Source organism: Achromobacter animicus (assembly GCF_040775605.1).
In the GTDB taxonomy this organism is placed as follows: Bacteria; Pseudomonadota; Gammaproteobacteria; order Burkholderiales; family Burkholderiaceae_B; genus Achromobacter; species Achromobacter animicus.
Map to the genome: position 1 here is coordinate 2,026,703 of NZ_JAYGJK010000001.1, position 19,789 is coordinate 2,046,491.

14 protein-coding genes, 1 tRNA gene and 1 pseudogene are annotated in these 19,789 nt (G+C 64.0%); 14 read left to right on the top strand and 2 right to left on the bottom strand.

Annotated features, from left to right (window positions below):
• Positions 1-9: 9 nt before the first annotated feature.
• The 14 genes and pseudogenes from dnaG to AB3147_RS09210 form a co-directional block, all read left to right on the top strand.
• On the top strand, positions 10-2,091 hold the full coding sequence (gene dnaG, locus AB3147_RS09145; RefSeq protein ID WP_367351758.1) for a DNA primase: 2,082 nt from the start codon (positions 10-12) through the stop codon (positions 2,089-2,091).
• 695 nt (positions 2,092-2,786) lie between these two features.
• Complete coding sequence (gene rpoD, locus AB3147_RS09150; protein WP_175139236.1) at positions 2,787-5,054, top strand: RNA polymerase sigma factor RpoD; 2,268 nt, start codon at positions 2,787-2,789, stop codon at positions 5,052-5,054.
• Between the two features lie 7 nt (positions 5,055-5,061).
• A tRNA-Ile gene (locus tag AB3147_RS09155) sits at positions 5,062-5,140 on the top strand.
• A gap of 987 nt (positions 5,141-6,127) precedes the next feature.
• Positions 6,128-8,698: an autotransporter family protein gene (locus AB3147_RS09160; protein ID WP_367351759.1), complete on the top strand. Its 2,571-nt coding sequence runs from the start codon at positions 6,128-6,130 to the stop codon at positions 8,696-8,698.
• Positions 8,699-9,059: 361 nt separating this feature from the next.
• Positions 9,060-9,326, top strand: coding sequence for a hypothetical protein (locus AB3147_RS09165; protein WP_367351760.1), 267 nt, complete (start codon positions 9,060-9,062; stop codon positions 9,324-9,326).
• Positions 9,327-9,340: 14 nt separating this feature from the next.
• Complete coding sequence (locus AB3147_RS09170; RefSeq protein WP_367351761.1) at positions 9,341-10,744, top strand: hypothetical protein; 1,404 nt, start codon at positions 9,341-9,343, stop codon at positions 10,742-10,744.
• Positions 10,741-11,358: a TadE/TadG family type IV pilus assembly protein gene (locus AB3147_RS09175; RefSeq protein ID WP_367351762.1), complete on the top strand. Its 618-nt coding sequence runs from the start codon at positions 10,741-10,743 to the stop codon at positions 11,356-11,358. Before AB3147_RS09170 ends, AB3147_RS09175 begins: the two co-directional genes overlap by 4 nt.
• Positions 11,355-12,056 (top strand): hypothetical protein, encoded by a 702-nt coding sequence (locus AB3147_RS09180; protein WP_367351763.1) that lies wholly within the window; start codon positions 11,355-11,357, stop codon positions 12,054-12,056. Before AB3147_RS09175 ends, AB3147_RS09180 begins: the two co-directional genes overlap by 4 nt.
• Positions 12,053-12,856, top strand: a complete 804-nt coding sequence (gene cpaB / locus AB3147_RS09185) for a Flp pilus assembly protein CpaB (protein WP_367351764.1) — start codon at positions 12,053-12,055, stop codon at positions 12,854-12,856. Before AB3147_RS09180 ends, cpaB begins: the two co-directional genes overlap by 4 nt.
• Complete coding sequence (locus tag AB3147_RS09190) at positions 12,853-14,220, top strand: type II and III secretion system protein family protein (protein ID WP_367351765.1); 1,368 nt, start codon at positions 12,853-12,855, stop codon at positions 14,218-14,220. The genes cpaB and AB3147_RS09190 overlap by 4 nt, the downstream gene beginning before the upstream one ends.
• A complete protein-coding gene (locus AB3147_RS09195) occupies positions 14,220-15,911 on the top strand; it encodes an ATPase, T2SS/T4P/T4SS family (RefSeq protein WP_367353525.1) in 1,692 nt (563 codons plus the stop codon). Before AB3147_RS09190 ends, AB3147_RS09195 begins: the two co-directional genes overlap by 1 nt.
• Positions 15,908-16,753 carry a type II secretion system F family protein gene (locus tag AB3147_RS09200; protein ID WP_175184973.1) on the top strand — a complete coding sequence of 282 codons (846 nt, stop codon included), beginning with the start codon at positions 15,908-15,910 and terminating at the stop codon, positions 16,751-16,753. Before AB3147_RS09195 ends, AB3147_RS09200 begins: the two co-directional genes overlap by 4 nt.
• Before the next feature lie 11 nt (positions 16,754-16,764).
• The gene (locus AB3147_RS09205) at positions 16,765-17,637 is read left to right on the top strand and encodes a type II secretion system F family protein (RefSeq protein WP_438860969.1); all 873 of its coding nucleotides are present in this window, start codon (positions 16,765-16,767) and stop codon (positions 17,635-17,637) included.
• A gap of 65 nt (positions 17,638-17,702) precedes the next feature.
• Positions 17,703-17,867, top strand: a pseudogene (locus tag AB3147_RS09210) (DUF192 domain-containing protein); the annotation flags it as partial.
• A 6-nt stretch (positions 17,868-17,873) separates the two neighbouring features.
• Here the strand turns inward: AB3147_RS09210 and AB3147_RS09215 are convergent.
• Positions 17,874-18,677 (bottom strand): BPSS1780 family membrane protein, encoded by an 804-nt coding sequence (locus AB3147_RS09215; protein WP_224776787.1) that lies wholly within the window; start codon positions 18,675-18,677, stop codon positions 17,874-17,876.
• Between the two features lie 63 nt (positions 18,678-18,740).
• Positions 18,741-19,709 carry a homoserine kinase gene (locus AB3147_RS09220; protein WP_175125013.1) on the bottom strand — a complete coding sequence of 323 codons (969 nt, stop codon included), beginning with the start codon at positions 19,707-19,709 and terminating at the stop codon, positions 18,741-18,743.
• Positions 19,710-19,789 lie beyond the last annotated feature (80 nt).

Consider the following 19,789-nt stretch of genomic DNA (forward strand, 5'->3'; position numbering starts at 1 on the left):
CCGAATCTATTGATTCCAGAATCATTCATCCAGGATTTGCTCGCCCGAGTCGACGTCGTCGACGTTGTCGGGCGATATGTGCAGTTGCGAAAGGGTGGGGCCAACTTGCTTGGCCTGTGCCCCTTTCATAACGAAAAAAGCCCCTCGTTCACTGTCAGCCCCACCAAGCAGTTCTATCACTGCTTCGGATGTGGTGCACACGGCAGCGCCATCACCTTCTTGATGGAACATACGGGCGCCAGTTTCCCCGACGCCGTGCGCACGCTCGCGGCGTCGGCGGGAATGACGGTCCCCGAAGAAAACCGCAGTCCCCGCCAGCAGCAGGAATCGGCGCGCCGCAAGGCCGAAGAGTCCCGCCATACGCAGGTGCTCGATGCGGCCCAAGCCCATTACCTGAAACAGTTGCGTGCTTCTCCCGCGGCCGTCCGCTATTTGAAGCAGCGCGGTCTGACCGGCGAAATTGCTGCGCATTTTGGATTGGGTTGGTCCGGTACGGACCGCCACGGCTTGTCCCAGGTGTTTCCCAATTACGAAGACCCCACGCTGGTGGAGTCCGGACTCGTCATCGAGTCCGAAGACGGGCGCCGCTACGACCGCTTCCGCGAGCGGGTGATGTTCCCGATCCGCAACGCGCGCGGCAGTCTTATCGGATTTGGCGGCCGGATCATCGGCAAAGGCGAGCCCAAGTACCTGAACTCGCCCGAGACGCCCTTGTTTTCAAAAGGGCAGGAGCTCTACGGCCTGTGGGAGGCGCGTCAAGCCATCCGCCAGGAAGGTCAGGTCATCGTCGTCGAAGGCTACATGGATGTGGTCGGGCTGGCGCAGCAGGGCATCGCCAATGCCGTCGCCACGCTGGGCACCGCCACCACCCCGGATCACGTCAAGAAGCTGCTGCGGTCCAGCGACAAAGTCATCTTCAGCTTCGACGGTGACAAGGCCGGACGGCGTGCAGCCTGGCGCGCGCTGCAGGCCTGTCTGCCGGTGCTCAGGGACGATATCGCGATCCGCTTTCTGTTCCTGCCGGCCGAGCATGATCCCGATTCGTATGTGCGCGAATTGGGGGCCGAAGCGTTCCGCGCGTGTCTGGGCGATGCCGTGGCGCTGTCCCGGTTCCTCCTGGACGAGCTTGCATCGCATCACAACATGAACGAAGCCGAAGGCCGCGCCAGTTGCCTTCACGAGGCCAAGCCGCTGTTGTCAGCGATTCCTGAATGTGCGCTGCGCGTGCAGATCGAACGGGAAATGGCCAAGCTGGTTCAGCTGACGCCCGAGGAAATGGCGCAGGTCTTGGCGCAGCAACCCGCCAAACCGTTCGCACCCGGCCCGCGGCCAGCGCCCGGCGCGGGTGAAGCCGGAATGCCTTCGGGTGGCGAGCCCGGTCATGACGGCGGTCCGCCCGACATGGGCTACGACTTCGGCAACCCCGACTTCAGCGACATTCCGGCAGACGAGTCGGACTTCACCGATTACGGCCAGTACGCCTCGCACGGCGACGAGCCGAGCGGCGGCGCGGGCGGCTGGCAACAAGGCGGCAAGCAGGAATGGAAGGGCAAAAGCGACTGGAAAGGTAAGGGCGACTGGAAGGGCAAGGGCGATTGGAAAGGTGGCAAGGGCAACTGGAAAGGCCGGCGCGACAATGACGTTGGCGGCTTCGAGGGGCGCCGCACCATGCCGTCCCTGGCCAAGCGGCTGTTGAGTCTGCTGCTTGCCCATCCCGAACTGGTGGACTCCATGGGCGACCAGCAGCTTGAAGTCATCGACCATGGCCCCCATCTAGGATTGGTACGGGACCTGATCATGCTGGCGCAAACCAGCGGTGCGCGCCATGTCGGTGCGTTACTGGAGGCCGCTGAGCCGGACTCGGACCTGGCCACTGTCTTGAAAGGGTTGCGGGCGGACATCCTCGCTCAGGAAGACCTGCCTGATCCCCAGACCGAATGGGACGACGCCTTGCGGCGAATCGAATTCGATTCGGCGAAAACGGAAATGGCCAAGCTGGCCGCTTCAGGGCTTGCTTCGGAAGAGGCGCGCAAACGCTATCTGGAGCTGTCTAGCCGTATGACGGTCTTGAAAGGTGCTGGGTTGCGCTAAATACGCTAAAATCAAAGGTTTTCCGCTCATGCGGGGTGCCCAAGTGCGCTGGTCAAGGCTTAACGCCATTGCCAGTTGCGACCCGACTGTTGCATGATCGACAAAATTGAAGGTCGGTATGGAAGTTGATTGTTCGCCATACCGATACAGCAGTAGCAGGAACGTGAAATGTAGTTGGGCACCGGAATCTATTCCGGATGCCGGAATCTAATACTTATTGTGCCAATTGGACGAGAGCGGCAAGCCGCTCGGGCACCCGGTAGTTGAACGCTTCAAAAAATCCGGATGCGTGTGTCTGAATTGTTACATGGTTAATTAATATAGCTGAGCGGTGGATCAATAGCAGTTCAGCGGCGGTCAATCCGCGTGGCGTTAGTGGTTCGGGTGCTGTGTATACCTAGCTGCTTGGGGCAATGGCCCGATAAGCGAGCAAAGCCTATTTATAGGCAGGCAGCCCCCCCAACGTCCGGAATCCGCCGGTGAATGAGGTCATGCACGTCTTGCGCCAGAACGGTAAAGCACCCGGTACGGCGCCAGAAGGGCTCGAAAGAGCCGGTGCTGCGAACAACGCAGCCGCGTGAACTCCGCCGATCCACCAGATTTACCCGTATTCCAAGCCGCCCCGGGTCCGTACCCGGCGCGGCGTTATGCGGTGCAACATGCCCAAACGGGTTGCGACGACCACGGAAGCGACTATGACCAAATCCACCGGCAAATCCTCCTCTGCAATTGATGCGGCCGAAACCCAGGCTGTGGCGCCCAAGCGCGCCGTCAGCATGGCCGCGGAAAAAGCGCCCGCCAAGACGGCGGTGAAGGTCGCCAAGCCCGCTGTCAAGACGGCCGCCAAAAAGGCAGCCAAGACGGCCGTTGCCGCGGACAAGCCTGAAAAGGTGACGAAGGCCCGCGCCAAGAAGGCCGAAGACAAGCTTGCCGACCTGGTCGGCAGCGCACGCCCCGCACCGAGCGGCCGCCGTCCGGGCCGCCCCGCCAAGAACGCCAACAACGACTCCGATGGTTTCGACGATCCGATGGACGGCGAAGGCGAAGTCCTGCCCGACCTGAAGCCGCCGAAGCGCGGCGGCAAACGTGGCAAGGCCGATCCCAAGGATCTGATCGCCCGCGGTCCCGTCACGCCGGAAGAATACGAAGCGCGCCGCAATCGCCTGAAGCAGCTGATCAAGCTGGGCAAGGACCGCGGCTACCTGACGTACGGTGAAATCAACGACCATCTGCCCGACGATCTGGTCGACGCGGAAGCCATCGACGGCATCATCAGCACCTTCAGCGACATGGGTATCGCGGTCTATGACCAGGCGCCCGATGCCGAAACCCTGCTGATGAGCGAAAACGCGCCGGTGGCGTCCAACGACGACGACGTCGAAGACGAAGCCGAAGCCGCGCTCACGACCGTGGACTCCGATTTCGGCCGCACCACCGACCCGGTCCGCATGTACATGCGCGAAATGGGCTCGGTCGAGCTGCTGACCCGCGAAGGCGAAATCGAAATCGCCAAGCGCATCGAAGACGGCCTGAAGCACATGGTCATGGCCATCTCGGCCTGCCCGACCACCATCAACGAAATCCTGGCCCACATCACCCGCGTGCGTGAAGGCCAGGCGCAGATCGACGAAGTCGTCGACGGCCTGGTCGATCCGGAAGACGGCGAAGAATACGCCGGCGCCGGTGTCACCGCGGATGAAGACGAAAGCGACGACGGCCCCGCCGGCGGCATGTCCAGCAAGCAGCTGGAAGACCTGCGCGTCAAGGCTCTGGCCAAGTTCGACGAGGTCAACAAGCAGTTCGACAAGATGCGCCTGTCGTACGAGAAGGACGGCTACAAGTCGGACATCTACGTGCGCGCCCAGGAATCCATCCAGAACGAACTGATGGGCATCCGCTTCACCGCCAAGATGGTGGAAAAGCTGGCCGACACGCTGCGCAACCAGGTTGAAGAAGTCCGTCAGCTCGAGCGCGCTGTCCTGCATACGTGTGTGGACCGGGCCGGCATGCCGCGCCTGCACTTCATCAAGGTGTTCCCGGGCAACGAAACGAATCTGCAGTGGGTCGTCGACGAAGTGGCCGCTGGCCATCCGTACGCCGAAACGCTGGAGCGCCAGATTCCCGCCGTGCAGGAACTGCAGCAAAAGCTGATCGACCTGCAAACGCGCGTCGTGCTGCCGTTGAAGGACCTGAAGGACGTCAACAAACGCATGGCCACCGGCGAAGCCAAGGCTCGCAAGGCCAAGCGCGAAATGACCGAAGCCAACCTGCGTCTGGTGATCTCGATCGCCAAGAAGTACACGAACCGTGGTCTGCAGTTCCTGGATCTGATCCAGGAAGGCAACATTGGCCTGATGAAGGCCGTGGACAAGTTCGAATACCGTCGCGGCTACAAGTTCTCGACCTACGCAACGTGGTGGATCCGTCAGGCCATCACGCGCTCCATCGCCGACCAGGCACGCACCATCCGTATTCCGGTTCACATGATCGAAACGATCAACAAGATGAACCGCATCAGCCGTCAGATTCTGCAGGAAACCGGCGCTGAGCCGGATCCCGCGACGCTGGCGCAGAAGATGGATATGCCCGAGGACAAGATCCGCAAGATCCTGAAGATCGCCAAGGAACCGATCTCCATGGAAACGCCCATCGGTGACGACGACGATTCGCACCTGGGTGATTTCATCGAAGACACGTCCACGCTGGCGCCTTCGGATGCAGCGCTGCATGGTTCGATGCGCGACGTGGTCAAGGAAGTGCTAGACTCTCTGACCCCGCGTGAAGCCAAGGTCCTGCGCATGCGTTTCGGTATCGAAATGAGCACGGACCAGACCCTGGAAGAAGTGGGCAAGCAGTTCGACGTCACGCGCGAGCGCATCCGCCAAATAGAGGCTAAAGCGCTGCGCAAGCTGCGTCACCCCAGCCGGGCCGACAAGCTGAAGAGCTTCCTGGAAGGGCAGTAAATTTCCTGGGCCTCTAGCTCATGCCTGGTTAGAGCAGCGGACTCATAATCCGTTGGTGCCGAGTTCGACTCTCGGGGGGCCTACCAAGAATTGACGCGGGTTTGCATGAAGTTCATGCAGCCCGCGTTTTCTTTTGTGTGGGGGTTTTTTTGCCAATCTGGCTGCGCGCAGTTTTGAGGGCATTTGTATTGTGGAACTGAGCCCGCTGGACCGGGTCCAGCGCCACTCGCGAGGGCCATTGGGGCTACCAAGTAGCATTCGCTCATGCGATGATGACCACGACAGCGCCGGGTAGGCGCTACTGCGTGTGAGGTTTCCCGATGAGCGATACCCCGAAGGATGGCAATACCCAGCGGCCAACCCCGCCTCAAGATTCCGAGCGGCCGGTAACTCCTCAGCCCAAGGACGCGCCAGACGCGCCGCGTCGCATGCGGTGGCCGGCCGATTTCCCAGCCAAGCATTGACCTCTACTTTTCCACGGTGCCCTTAGATCTAGCTGGGCGCGTCTGGTTACGCTTCACGAACAGAAATATCGAAATCCTTTCCCATAGTTCGCAAGGCCGCTGAGATCGTGTCGATCCTCGTGGAGTGCCCAAGATTGACGATGCGGGTGACATCTTGAGGAAGGGTGTCAAGCGGCGTGCCAGCTCGGCGGGTGTGTTGCGCTGAGCCAGCATCTCATTTAGCAGAAGTACCTTCGCCCACACGCTCGGGGGAGGGGAATGAGTACTCCAGCGTCTTCAGGGTGGACGGAAGAGGAACGGGTCCGCGGTGGCCACTGTGACGACGAGCTTTTCGGAAGGCTACGAAAGAAACCTGAGCAATCAGGTACCGCAGCCGCCAGCAATGGCGGCTGTTTTGTTTTTGGCGTCCAGGCGTACGAGAAGGCTCAATGACCGCGCATCGTTGACCGTCCCGTATTGGTAACCCCGCGTAACACTTCGTCGTCCAAAAGGACTATTCCTCAATAATCCTCGAAACCGCCCACGGCTGTGGGCGATGAGGGGAGGGCCCATCCGCCCCGTCCGATGTTTGGCATGTGCTGATACCGAAGCCCGATCGGAGGAAGTTTCATGAAAAACAACGCTGTGCACGCCGGTGTGCTTTCTCGCTCGTCGCTGCTCCCTCTCCTGGCATTTCCTTGGCTATCGGCCGCTCAGATCACCATCGAGAGCGGGCAGACGGTATCCGTCCCGGGCACACAGGCTTCCCCCTGGAACATAAATACTTCTCTCCTTGTCGGTAACGCGGGAACCGGCACGCTGAATGTGTTGAGTGGCGGCCTGGTGAGCAGCCCCGACGCTTATCTGGGGGGTATTTCCGGCGGCGCCGGGTTGGTCTCGGTGACCGGACCGAACGCGCGATGGGAGGTGTCCTTCAACGGTTTAAGCATGCTGAATGTTGGGTGGAGTGCGGCAGGGACGCTGACGATTGCCGGTGGCGGCGTGGTCCAGAGTCAGCGCGCCACCCTCGGGGAATTCGACGATGGCGTAGGCGTTGTGACCGTCACTGGCGCGGGCTCGCAATGGATAAACAATCAGCTGCTCTTCATCGGGATGTCGGGTGTGGGGAGTTTGAACATCGCGGACGGCGGCTATGTTTCGACGGGTTCAGGCTCCATTGGCGTCTTTGGCGGCAAAGGAGCGGTAATGGTTAGCGGGGCCAATTCTCAGTGGCTTTCCGGCTCGCCCATTCAGATTGGCTCGTTCGGAAGTGGCAGCCTGACGATCTCCGAAGGCGGGAAGGTGATCGCTCCCGGCGCGTTGATAGGCTCGACAACTTCCGGGATCGGCAAGCTTGTCATCGGCAGCGATGTGGGCACTGCGCCGGTCGCGCCTGGCACGCTGCAAACGACGCGCGTTTCATTTGGCCCGGGCGACAGCCGGGTGATTTTCAATCACACGTCTTCCAGTTATGTGTTCGATGCGACGATCAACAATGGCGCCAACAATGCTGCGGGGTCCAATACTGGATTGGTTGGCGGCGGGCGGCTCGAAGCGATGGCGGGGCGCACCATCCTGAATGCGGACCACAGGGACTTTACGGGTGACGCGCGAATAGGCGGCGCGGGCATTCTTCAGGTCAATCGCGATCTGTCGGGCGCGTCGATGCAGATTCTCACGGGCGGTATGTTGGAAGGGCGTGGACGGGTGGGCAGTGTCGTCAACGCAGGCACCGTATCGCCCGGGGCATCGTTGGGCACGCTGACCATCAGCGGAAACTACACGGGTAGCAGCGGTTCGTTGCTGCAACTGGAGACGGTGCTTGGCAATGATGCGTCGCCCGCTGACAAACTGGTTGTGACAGGCAATGTTGCGGGCAATACCGCTGTCAAAGTCACCAACCTGAGTGGCAGCGGGGCGCAGACGGTAAACGGCATTCGCGTTATTGAGGTCGGCGGAGCGTCCCCCGCAAATGCCTTCATACTTCAGGGCGATTACCGGGCTGAAAACGGTCAGCAAGCCGTGATCGCCGGCGCGTATGCGTACACGCTTGAACACGGCGGCAGCGAGACGCCCGCGGACGGTCACTGGTACCTCGTATCCGAGTTCAGGGAGCCCGGGACGGCTCCCGAACCGGAACCAGGGCCCGGACCCATTCCGGAACCCGAACCCGGGCCTGGCGCACCGGTGGAGGAAATTCCCGGCATGCCCGAAGAGGGGCCGCGCTATCAGCCTGGCATACCGCTTTTCGAGCAGTATCCCCAAGTGCTCGCTTCCCTCAATACGGTGCCGACGTTGCAGCAACGCATCGGGAACCGGTTCTGGCGAACTGACGGTCAACTGCCCGCAGCCGGAGAAAAATACGGGGGGTGGGCTCGCATCCAAGGCTCCACCAGTTCAATGAACCCGGCACAGTCGGCGACGAAGTCGAGCCGGGATATCGATCTGTGGAAGCTGCAAACCGGCATTGACGTCGTGGCGAACCGCTGGCCGGATGGGTCGATGCTGGTGGCCGGCGTGAATCTTTCTCATGGCAACGCGTCCGCCGATATTGCGTCTCCGTATGGTCGGGGCGAGATCGACACGACCGGCACGGGCGTGGGCGCCAGCCTGACGTGGTACGGCGCCAGCGGGTTCTACGTGGATGGACAATTGCAGGCCATGTGGTTCGACAGCGATATCTCGTCGCGCACGATCGGGCGTGATGAGGTGAAGGGCAACAACGGAAACGGCGTCGCCATCTCCGTGGAGACGGGCTATCGCTATGACATCGGCAAGGGGTTCTCGCTGACTCCGCAGGCGCAGTTGATTCGGTCTCGCGTGGACTTCGACAGTTTCACGGACCCGTTCGGCGCGAAGGTGCGGCTTGACGATGGCGACAGTCTGACCGGACGTTTGGGCGTGTCGCTCGACTATGAACCTGAGTCTTCTGGTACGAAGGGCGCGGCGGGCCGAACGCATGTGTACGCCATCGCGAATCTCTATAACGAGTTCATGAATGGCACAAACGTCAACGTGGCCGGCGTATCTTTTCGAAGCCGCGATGAGCGTCTGTGGGCCGAGCTTGGCGTCGGTGGAACCTACCTGTGGAACAAGGGGCGCTACGGTGTGTATGGCAACCTGAGCGTAGCCGGCGCCACCAACAACATGAGCGACAGCCATTCCGTGGGCGGCATGATCGGATTTCGCGTGCAATGGTAGGGACCGTCCAAGGCTCGTACGCGAAAGGGCAATAGCTCCCGCGAATAGCAAAGCCCCGCCAGCAGGCCCCCCCAAATGGAAGAGCGCCCCAGCTCAAGATGAGTCTGAGGCGCTCCTGCCCGGCTTCGCACGCGATGGGTGTCAGACAGCCCGGCAACTCAAATCTACTGCTGGCAATCCGGCCCGGCAATAGGGGAAACCCTTGCGATAAACGGGGTTGAATCATCTTCTTCTGCAGGTTCCCCGACGGGTCGCGCGTCAAGGTGCGGGGGCAAATTTGTCCGTCTCGGCATCCACGAATTGTTCGCCGGCCGCCGGCTGGCGACACTGGCCTCCACGTTCATTGCACGGGAGAGCAGACATGTGGGGGCATCGAAAACGCCAGTTGGGCCAAGGTATGACCGAGTACATTGTCATGGTGGCGCTGGTCGCCGTCGCGGCAATCGCGGTCTATCAGTATTTCGGACAAGTGGTGCGTTCGCAGACGGCAGCGATGGCCCGCGAGCTGGCTGGCGAAGATGGCAGCACGCAGTCCAAAGCCGCGCAGCAGGCGGCCCAGAAGGCCGCCGCCCAGACCAAGGCGCGGTCGCTCAAGTCATTTACCGGCAATGCCGAGATCGCGAATTGAGGGCGCATCCCATCATGTTCGCCGATCAACAGCGCGGCCAAGCCCTGGTCTTGGGTATCGTCATTGCGGCCGTCGGTGCGGCGTCGCTGGTGGTCCTGTACAACTTTGGCCAGACCATCGAGGCTCGAGGCCGCCTCACCCATGCGGCCGACGCGGCCGCCTATAGCGGCGCGCTGGTTCAGGCGCGCGCACTCAATGCCATTGCCTACGTGAATCGTAGCCAGATCGCGCATCAGGTTGCCATGGCGCATCTGGTGACGTTGGGAGCGTCCGCGCAATATCTCGATGCGATGCAATCGCAGCGCCAGCGAGGCAACCCGCCGGCCAGCCTGATCGCCATGCTTTTCGGACCCGACGCCGGGGCGGCCTATCAGGGCGCGCGGGGGCCTTCGAATGCCGGAGGCCGGCTCGCCTCTGCTTTCGCGCAACACGATCGCGTCGTGCATCAGGTGCTGGAAATGGCGGCGCGAGAGATTGTGGGTGACCTTACGGCATCACGGGACCGTGCAATGCGTGAGGTGCTGACTGCCAACTATCCGGCGTTCGGTGAGATCAACGCTGGCGGGGCGTCCGCTGCTGCATCGCCAATTGATCTGAGACTGCTGGCCGACGGGTGGCCTGGCTACACGGAGCGCCACGCCGCGACGCGCATGGCCGGCTTGCGCCCTGCAACGGAAGACGCGGTGGCTCGCTATGGGTTCCTGAATCGCCGCAACGACACACGTCGCAATCCTTGGGCAGTCAGCTCACGTTGTCCCTTGCATCGGCACGAGCTCAGGCGGCGCGGTTCGACCTGGCTGGGGCCGGACGGCCATTGGGGCGCGTTGGACACGCAGTCCTACCACGCGCTGCGCTCGAACCGTTGGATCGGCTGCTATTTTCGCGAGTACGCGATGGGATGGGGAACCGTGCAGGGCGAAAAAAGCCGTGCCCCAGACGACGTGGAATATGTCGAGGATCCGCCCGCGGACTTTTCGCAGGAGGACTTCTGGCGGTGGGTCGAGCACGCCACCTCGTGGAACATCTTTGACGGGGCCACCAATCCGATGGCGAACTCCTACGCCATGGCGTCGACCCGGCGCTGGCCGGGGCGCGGATTGCCGGCGTATCGGGAAGTCGCGTCGAAGCGTCTTGCTGAGCCCTTACGGTTTGCCATTGCGGTCAGCCTGGATTCCTCCGTCGTTAAAACCACGGATGCCGACAGTGCCGTCACCGCGCCAAATGGTCAGTTTCGCTACACCGCATTGGGGCGGACCGGCGCCGTCACGGTCAGCACGGCGGCCGAGACGCACTTTGCGCGGCCGGAACGGCGCGCCGACGGCAGGTCGGAACTGGCCACGCTCTTTCGGCCCTATTGGCAGGCTCGCCTGTCCGCGCTTACGCAGCAGGAAGCCGTGCAGGCCGGGAGGCTTCGATGAAGAGGCGCGGGTCAACCGAACGCGGGCAGGCGGTGGTCGAGGCGTTGCTGATGTTGCCGCTGTTGGCAGTGCTGCTCTGGGCGGTCTCCGATATCGGCGCCATGCAGTTTTCAGCGCAGCGCACCACGCAAGCCAGCCGGCAGGCTGTCATGGCGGTGGCGTTGGGGCAGCCGGCGGCAACGCTACGTGCGCCGTCAGGAATGGTCCTGACTGACGCGGCCCAGAGTTGGCCGGGGACCGCCGCGGCCGGCGCAGCGGCGTTGCAGAACGACTGGTTTGGCGGGGCAATGCAGTTGTTGTCCGTGCAGACCCGTTCGCTGCCGCTTCCGGGGAACGCCATGTTTGGATTGCCGATCTCGCGTCACATCAGTGTCGCAAGCGGAGCGGGCTATGCGCATGGCGACGCCGACGCGCAACGACGCGTAGGCGCGTCGTCGGCAGGGTGGTTGCAGGCCGGCCGCACGTCGCTGGCCGAGGCCGAGCGCATGCAGCGTCAGGTCAGCAAGGTCGAGGTCCCATGGAGGCGGCCTGCGTTGTCGCTGGATTGGCTTTCGGCGTGGCATGACGTGGTGCCGAATGATCGGCTTGGCAAGCGTGTGGAGGACGGAAGATGAATCGGGCCCGAACGTTTCCCAAGCGGTGGGGCATGTGGCGCCGCGTTGGTTTCCTCGCAGTCGGCGTTGGCCTGTGCGGTGGATTGTTGCTGCCTCAGCGCGCCAGTGCGTCAGCGGGCGTCCTCAGGCTTGAGGGGCTGCGATTGCCTGCGGGGGCTGTGCGCGAGCGCCTGGCGGACCGGATGTGGCTGCACGGGATGCCGGCGCAGGTGTGGGTGCTCGATGTGCCCCAAAGCCCGTCGGCCGTAGCCAAAACGCTGGCTGCCCAGCAGCCTGCATTGGCAGATCTGCACGTGCTGCCCGGACAACTCATCTTGTCCGGCCGCGTCGGCAATGACCGCTGGGTTGCACAATTGGAAAGTGCTGGAATGGACCGCACTGTCGGCAGCCTTTCGGCGATCAGTGTTCGTGCGGCTCCCACCGCGCAGTTGCCCGGGTGGCTGCCGAAGGGCGCGCGCGTCAAATCGGATGTCGCCGTGATGGAGTCCGGCGTCAAGGTTTCCGACCGCATCTGGCAGTACGCGGTGCCGCCGCAAAAACTGGCCGAACTCCTCGATGCCGGAATGCGGCGGGCAGGATGGGTTCAGCAGGGCGATGGCGCCGATCAATGGTGGGCGCGTGAACGCGAGCGGATGAAGCTGTGGTTGGTGCCTTTGGACGGCGGCAGCGGGCTGCGTGCACTTGGGTGGGCGCCATGAATCCCTGGATCATTCGCGGCGCCGCGCGGCTGCGCCGTACCGGCGTGTACGGATTGGCCGTGCTGGCAGGACTGGTGGCCGCCTGGGCCGTGCGGGAACACGTCCAGCAGCGCGTCCAGGCGCTGGAGGCCGAGGCGCACACGCCGTCGGTCAGTCGCCTGGTGGCTGCTTATGACCTGCCGGCCGGCACGCTACTCGAAGAGGTGCACCTTGCTGTGCGCCAGATTCCGCAGCCCTGGGCGCCGGGGGCCAGTGTGGATCCCCTTGAGATCGGCAGCGTGATCGGCGCCACGCTTCTTGCTGATGTCGCGCATGGCGAACCCCTGCTCAGAAGTTTCATGACCTTCGAAGCGCCGCAGCCCTCGCTGGCCGCGCGGCTTCGGGCGGGGCAGCGCGCTCTCACGGTTGCCGCCACCGATCTGGGCGGGCTGGCGGACATGCTGAAGGGCGGCGACGCGATCGACATCTATGTGACCTTCAATCACCGCCAACGCGAGCTCACCGTGCCGGTGCTGCAGAGCATGCGCGTCCTGACCGTCGGGGGCGAGGACGGCGCGGGCAACATTACCTTGGCGGCGACGCCCGATGAAGCCATGCGGTTCATCGCCGCGCGGCAGGCTGGGGTGTTGACTGCAATGTTGCGTCATCGCGATGACGCAGCATCCGTGAACCCCGCCGCGCAAAGCGATCTGGCTTCGCTCATCGGACTGGACGCTGAACCCAAGCCTGCGCCGGGCGTTGCCATTCTTTATGGCGATCGCCTGGACGCGTGGGCAAGCATCGACTCGGAGGGGCCATGACGCCAATAAGAGCTTTCCTGGTCTTCGTGCTGTGCCTGGTTTGCCACCCCGCATGGTCTGACACCCAGACATTGGAACTGCAGGTCGGCGAGACCCGCGTGTTGCCGCACCCTGGCGTGAGGCGGGTGGCCATCGGCAATAGCCAGGTGGTCAGCGCCCTGGCTGCCGAAGGGCGCGAGATCGTGGTGTTCGCACGGGCGGAAGGCGTGTCGTCCGTGCATGTCTGGGCAGGCCGCGATCGCATCGCGGCCTATGAGCTGCGCGTGGTGGCCGCCGGTACGCCGCGCTTGCGCGAAGAGGTTCATAGCCTGCTCTCCCGCATTCCGGGTGCGCGAAGCTCGAGCGTGGGCGGCCGCATTTTGATCGAAGGCGACGATCTGTCCGACGATGACCGCTCGCGCATCGCGGCGCTGGCGGACCGGTATCCGGAGGTCGTGGATTTCACGGGACAGGTCGGGTGGGACCGCATGGTGCTGCTGGACGTGCAGGTGGTCGAAATTCCCACGTCGCGGCTGCAGGAGTTTGGCGTGCGCTGGGATGGCCTGACGCAGGGGGGCGTCAATGCAGGATTGGCGTGGGATGGCGGATCTCGTGGCCGCATGACCCGGCCGGGCGAGCAAATCATCGAGACGGCGGCACCGGTCTCGTCGGCCGCGGGTTACTTCGGCGTCAACGCGTTGCTGTCGGCACGTATTGCCGCGCTGGCGCAAACCGGAGAAGCGGTCATGCTCGCGCAACCGCAGCTTCTTGCCCGAAGCGGCGCGAGCGCGACCTTTCTTGCAGGCGGGGAAGTGCCTTACGCTTCCACCGATGCGCAAGGCAATCCCACCACGCTATTCAAACCCTATGGCGTGTCGCTGAACATCACGCCTCGGATCGACCGCAACGGCGTCATCCGGTCGCTCATCGAAGTGGAGGCCAGTTCAGTCGACACCTCGCTAAGCCTTCCCGGCGGCCCGGCGCTGCGGACACGCCGCGCGTCCACCGAGTTCAATGTGCGTTCCGGCAACACGCTTGTCATCGGCGGCTTTCTCTCGCGCGAGCAGGGCTCCGACGTCAGCGGCTTGCCGGGCCTGCGAAACATCCCGATCCTGGGCGCGTTGTTTTCCTCTACCCGCTATCAGCGCCGCGAGACCGAATTGGCTATCTTCGTGACGCCAAAGATCGTGTCGCAGGGCGAGCCCGCCATGGCGGATCGCGTTCGGCGCGGACGCGAGATGCTTGAGTCGACGTTTCCGGATCCTCCCCAACTGGGAACGGCGGTGCCTTCCGATGCGGCTGGGTGGGATCCCTACGCGGGCGCCGGCTCGCAATGGGTCACGCGTTCGGTGGGTGGAGGTTCGACATTGGCGAAAGGGCCGTGATGCTAAATATTGAACTGACCTTTGAGGACGCCGCGCAGCAGCAGCTCAAGCTGCCCGCGCCGGTGCTGATTGGAAGGGGCGCTGATTGCGCGTTGCGGATTCCAACCTGGAGGATCGGCCGGCAACATGCCCGGCTGGTTTGCGAAGCAGACGTCATCGTCCTGGAAGACCTGGGTACGCTGGCGGGTACGATGGTCAACGGCGTGAGGGTGGTGCGGCACGCGCCGGTGCTGCCTCACGACGAGATCCTTATCGGGCCTTGCAGGCTACGCGTGTCGAGGCTTGCGCCCGAGGCAGCCGACCGCGTCGACACTCCGGATGCCGCGCCTCAGGCCGCCGCGCAATCCGGACAACCTCCAACGTACGATGCTGTTTGCGTCCCGGCGGCGGTGGCTTCGCCGGCCCCCGCTCATCGGCTGCCCGACCGCCGCCGCCTCCATGCGGCCCTGCTGAACGCGTTGGACCTGCGCCGGCGCGATGTGGCCGGGATGAGCGATGGCATGCTCCGCGCCGAGGCCGAGCGTCTTTTGATGCAGATCGTGGCCACGGACGCCGAACTTCCGTCGCAGGCCGACAAGGCGGCGCTCTGCCGCGAGGTGCTGGATGAAGCGGTGGGACTCGGGCCGCTGGAACCGTTGCTCGCTGCGCCGGATATCACGGAAATCATGGTCAACCGCTACGACGAAATTTACGTCGAGCGTGCGGGCCGCCTGTGGCGCGAACCGGCTGCGTTCACCAGCGAGCAATCGGTGCGCTGGGTGATCGAACGCATCGTGACCCCATTGGGACGCCGCATCGATGAAAGTTCTCCGATGGTGGATGCGCGGCTGCCCGATGGGTCACGGGTGCACGCCATCATTCCGCCCGTGGCGATGAAGGGCGCCAGCCTGACCATCCGGAAGTTTCCGCAGCGGCGGCCGCAGATGCCAGACCTGATTGCGCTGGGCGCGCTGAGCGACCCGATGGCACGATTTCTGTCGCTATGCGTCAGGATGCGCAAGAACCTGGTCGTGTCGGGCGGTACGGGTTCCGGCAAGACGACGCTGCTGAACATCCTGTCGAACGAGATTCCTGACGGCGAGCGCGTGCTCACGATTGAAGACGCGGCGGAGTTGCGGCTGAACCATGCGCATCTGGTCGCGCTGGAGGCGCGGCCGGCGAACCAGGAAGGCAGAGGCCGAGTCGACATCCGGGAACTCGTGCGCAACGCGTTGCGTATGCGGCCGGACCGCATCGTGGTGGGCGAGTGCCGGGGCGCCGAGGCGTTCGACATGTTGACGGCCATGAATACGGGCCACGAAGGCTCCCTGACCACACTGCACGCCAATTCTCCACGGGACGCCTTGGCCCGGTTGGAATCCATGATTTTGATGGCGGGGCTGGACCTGCCGCTGTCGGCGGTCCGTGAGCACATTGCCGCCAGTGTGGATGTAGTCGTGCAGCAGGCGCGGTTGTCGGATGGACGCCGCGTCGTCACGGCGATCGTTGAAGTGGCAGGCATGGAAAGCGGCCGCATTCAGTTGCAGGACCTGTTCGGCTTTGATCGAGCCCATGGGTTTCGCGGATGCGGCGCGCTACCTGGATTCGCGCAGGAATGGGCGGACATGGGCGTCAGCCTGGATACCGCATGGTTTTCGGACTCGGCGGGCCGGGTGCCTGACTTCGGCGCTTTTGCGCAGGGCTTGCCATGATCTGGCTTGCGGCAGCGGCCGCCATGGTGTGCGCCGGGTTGCTGGCGTGGCGTGCGCAGAACTGGTTTGCGCCGGCGCTTCGGCGCTACCGCGAGGTCTACACCCAGGACGCGAGCGTGCGCTTGAGCGAAGTGTTTTTGTTCATCGACCCGCGCCAATTGTGGGTGGGCGCAGTTGGCTGCGGTGTAGCGGCCGCGGTCGCCGCGTTCACGGCCACCGGCAGCGCGCTGGTGGCGGTCTTGTTCGCCCTCCCGTCGGCGCGGCTGCCACGAATGGTTGTAGAAGGTTTGCGGCGACGGCGTGCGCGACGCTTTGAAGCGCAATTGCCCATGGCGCTGTTGATGCTGGCATCCGCGTTGCGGGCCGGCGTGGCCATGACGACCGGTTTGCGCCATGTCGTGGAACAAAGCAGCGCACCGCTCGCCCAGGAGTTCGGTCTGATGCTGCGGGAACAGCGTCTGGGCGTGCCGTGGGACGTTGCGCTGGACAACCTGCAGGTCAGGATGCCGGCTGACTCGACCTCGCTGGTGGTGGCGGCAATGCGCATCGCGGCAAAGACCGGCGGCAATCTGGCGGAAGCTCTGGAAAGCATCGCGCAGACATTGCGTGTCCGCCTTCAATTGCAGGCAAAGCTGCTGGCGTTGACGTCCCAGGGGCGGCTGCAGGCATGGATCGTGGGCGCATTGCCTTTGCTGCTGCTGGCGGTGCTCGACCGGTTGGAGCCGGAAATCATGGGATTGTTGTGGCATACGCCGATGGGGTGGGGCGTGCTGGCCATCGTGGCGGTGCTGGAGACGGCCGGCGTGCTGCTGATCCGGCGAATCATGCGGATTGATATCTGAGCGGGGGCGGGATGTGGCTATACCTGAGCATGTCCGCGACGGCGGCCGGGACGGCCTGGCTTGCGTGGGTGTTGTTGAGACCGTTGTTGAAGGCGGAACAGAATGCGGCGCGCGCCATGCCGTGGTGGTGGCGCGTCGCATGGCCCTGGATCGCTGCGGTGGCGCCGTTGGCGGGTCCGCTCTGCTCGTGGCGGTGGCGGCTACGGCTGGACCAGGCAATAGAACGGGCGGCGTTGCCGCGGGAAGTCGGGTATGCGCACATCGCGGCGCTGTGCGCTAGCGCGGCTATCGCTGCCGGCGGCATGGCCGCCGCCGGAGCGCTTGCGCTGGCGCCGCCGGGCGACGCGGCGCTGCTGCCCTGGGCGCTGGCGTGTGCGCTGGCCGCCGGCATGGCGCCGGCGTTGTGGTTGAAGGGGCTGGGTGCGCAGCGATGCCGCGCCATCGAACGGGATCTGCCCTTCGTGTTCGACATGATGACGCTGTGCGTCGAAGCGGGCTTGAGCGTGCAGGGCGCGCTGCAATTGGCGGCACAAAGCGGTCCGCCGGGTGTGCTGCGCGACGCGCTCACGGATGCCCTGGCAGAAATGCGGGCGGGCGTGTCCAGAACCGTGGCGATCAAGACATTGGCCGAGCGCAGCAACAGCGCGCTGGCGCGAAACTGGGCGGCGGCTCTGGCGCAGGCGGAGGCGCTTGGGGCCAGCCTGGGGCCGGTCTTGCGCGCGCAGGCGGCGCAATGCCGCAGCGATCGCCACACGAGGGCCGAGCAACTGGCGATGCAGGCGCCGGTGAAGATGCTGCTGCCGTTGATCGGCTGCATCTTTCCGTGCACGTTTATCGTGCTGGCGTTTCCGATTGCGGTTCAGTTATTGCAGAGCGTGCAATGAGCCGCCCCATGCCATTACGCGAAGGGCGCCTGCGGTTGCTGACCGTGAAGCGGTGGTGGGGGCGTATGCGTGGGTTGCTGGGGCGGGCCCCGCCGGGGCCGCGGGCAGGCGTGCTGCTGACTCCCTGCGCCGCGGTGCATACCTTTGGTATGCGCTACGCCATCGACGTGGCGTTTATCGGCCGGGACGGCCGGGTGGTGGGATTGCGCCGGGCGCTTGCGCCGTGGCGGGTGACGTTATGCCTGCGCGCCGTTGCCGTTGTCGAGATGCGTGCCGGGGTTATTGATGCCGAACACGGAGGTATAGGCCGGATAGAAGCTGCAGTACAGGACGCCGCCCGCCGCGATGTTGAACGGAATCTGCAGCGTGCCGGCAAATTGGGGCGATAAACCGACGGCAACCAGCAATCCGGCGCACAGGTCGATGAACAGGAACACCATGATCCAGCAAACGCCATACACCATGAACGGCAGCTTGTTGCGCCAGCACGCGATGCCGGAGAAGAACAGGGCTTGCGTCAGGCGCAGACCGTGCCAGGCCACCAGCACGGGCGCGTGCCAGAACAGGGCCGCGATCACCACGTAGCAAATTGCGAACAGCATCAGCGGCATGGCCATGGCCGACAGGATCGGCTCCATGCTCTTTTCGACCGAGGCGATGCGCATGCCTTCCATCATCGAATCGGAAAAGGGCAGGAAGATGGCCAGGCCTGTCACCAGGCAAAGGCCGGCATACAGCAGACCCATCAGGAACAGCTTGCGGAACACGCCGGGCTGCTTGAGCGGCTTGCCCCACATGGACGGCAGCATGACGCGGTCGGCCTCGACGTGCTTGCACGCCGACAGCGTCATCAGGGTGATGATGGGCATCAGGGCCACGACCAGCATCGGGCCGACCGGCGGCGTTGCCGATGCAAAGACGACGAGCAGGCTGATCGCCATGGCCCAGGTGAACATGGCCAGGGGTTGTTTGCGGAACAGACGGAATCCGTCGCGGACCCAAAGCCAGCCGGACGTCGCGGGTAGAAATGCTGCTTGCATGGCTCTCTAGAGGGGAGGTCTCTCAAATAGGGGATGCTGTTCCCATTATGGGGGGCGTAGCGGTTACGGCAAGACGGGCAGTTCCGAGCGGTGGCGCGCTTGCAACACTCTTTCGAAGTGGCGTGGGTCGTGCGGCTTGAGCGTCTGCGCCGGGCGGGGCAGGAAGAAGTCATACAACCGGGACAGCCAGAAACGCAGGGCTGCCGCTCGCAGCATCTGGGGCCAGACTTCGCGCTCGGCGTCCGTGAAGGGGCGCACCGCCGCGTAGGCAGCCAGCCAGGATTGCACCAGCTCGGGGATGAATTCGCCGGTGTCGCGCTCGATGCACCAGTCGTTGACGCTGACGGCCACGTCGAACAGCCAGGTGTCGCAGCCCGCGAAATAGAAGTCGATGATGCCGCCCATGAGCGGATCCTCGAAGGTGCCGGCAAAAAGGACGTTGTCCCGGAACAGGTCGCAGTGGGCGGGGCCGGACTGCAAGGCCTGCCATGCGGGAGTCTGGATGGCGGCCTGCTGGGCGGCCAGTTCGGACGTCAGCAGTTCGGCCTGGGCGGGGCTGAGAAAGGGCAGGACCTTGGGCGCGGTTTCGAGCCACCACGACAGCCCGCGCAGGTTGGGCTGGTGGATCGGAAAGTCCTGCGCCGCGACGTGGGCGCGGGCGAGGGTGGCGCCGGCGAGCGCGCAGTGGGCGGGGCCGGGGGCCGGCTCGTACCCGCCGGGCAGGCGCGACACGATGGCGCACGGCTTGCCGTGCAGCGTGGTCAAGCGGGTGCCGTCGCGCAGCGTCTGCGGCTGCGGCACCGGGATGCCGCGTTCGGCCAGGTGATACATCAGCTCAATGTAGAAGGGCAGCTGCGCCTGCGTCAGCACCTCGAACAGCGTCAGGACATATTCGCCCCGCGTCGTGTACAGAAAATAGTTGGTGTTCTCGATACCCGCCGTAATGCCTCGAAGCGAGACGAACTCGCCCAGATCGAAATGCGCCAGCAGGGCGCGCGCGTCGTCATCGGATACGGGGGTGAATACGGCCATGGATCTTCGGTATGAGGGTTGAACGGACGCGCGCACGGGCGTGCAGGGTCGCGGCGCCGCAATTTTAGACCACATGGCGG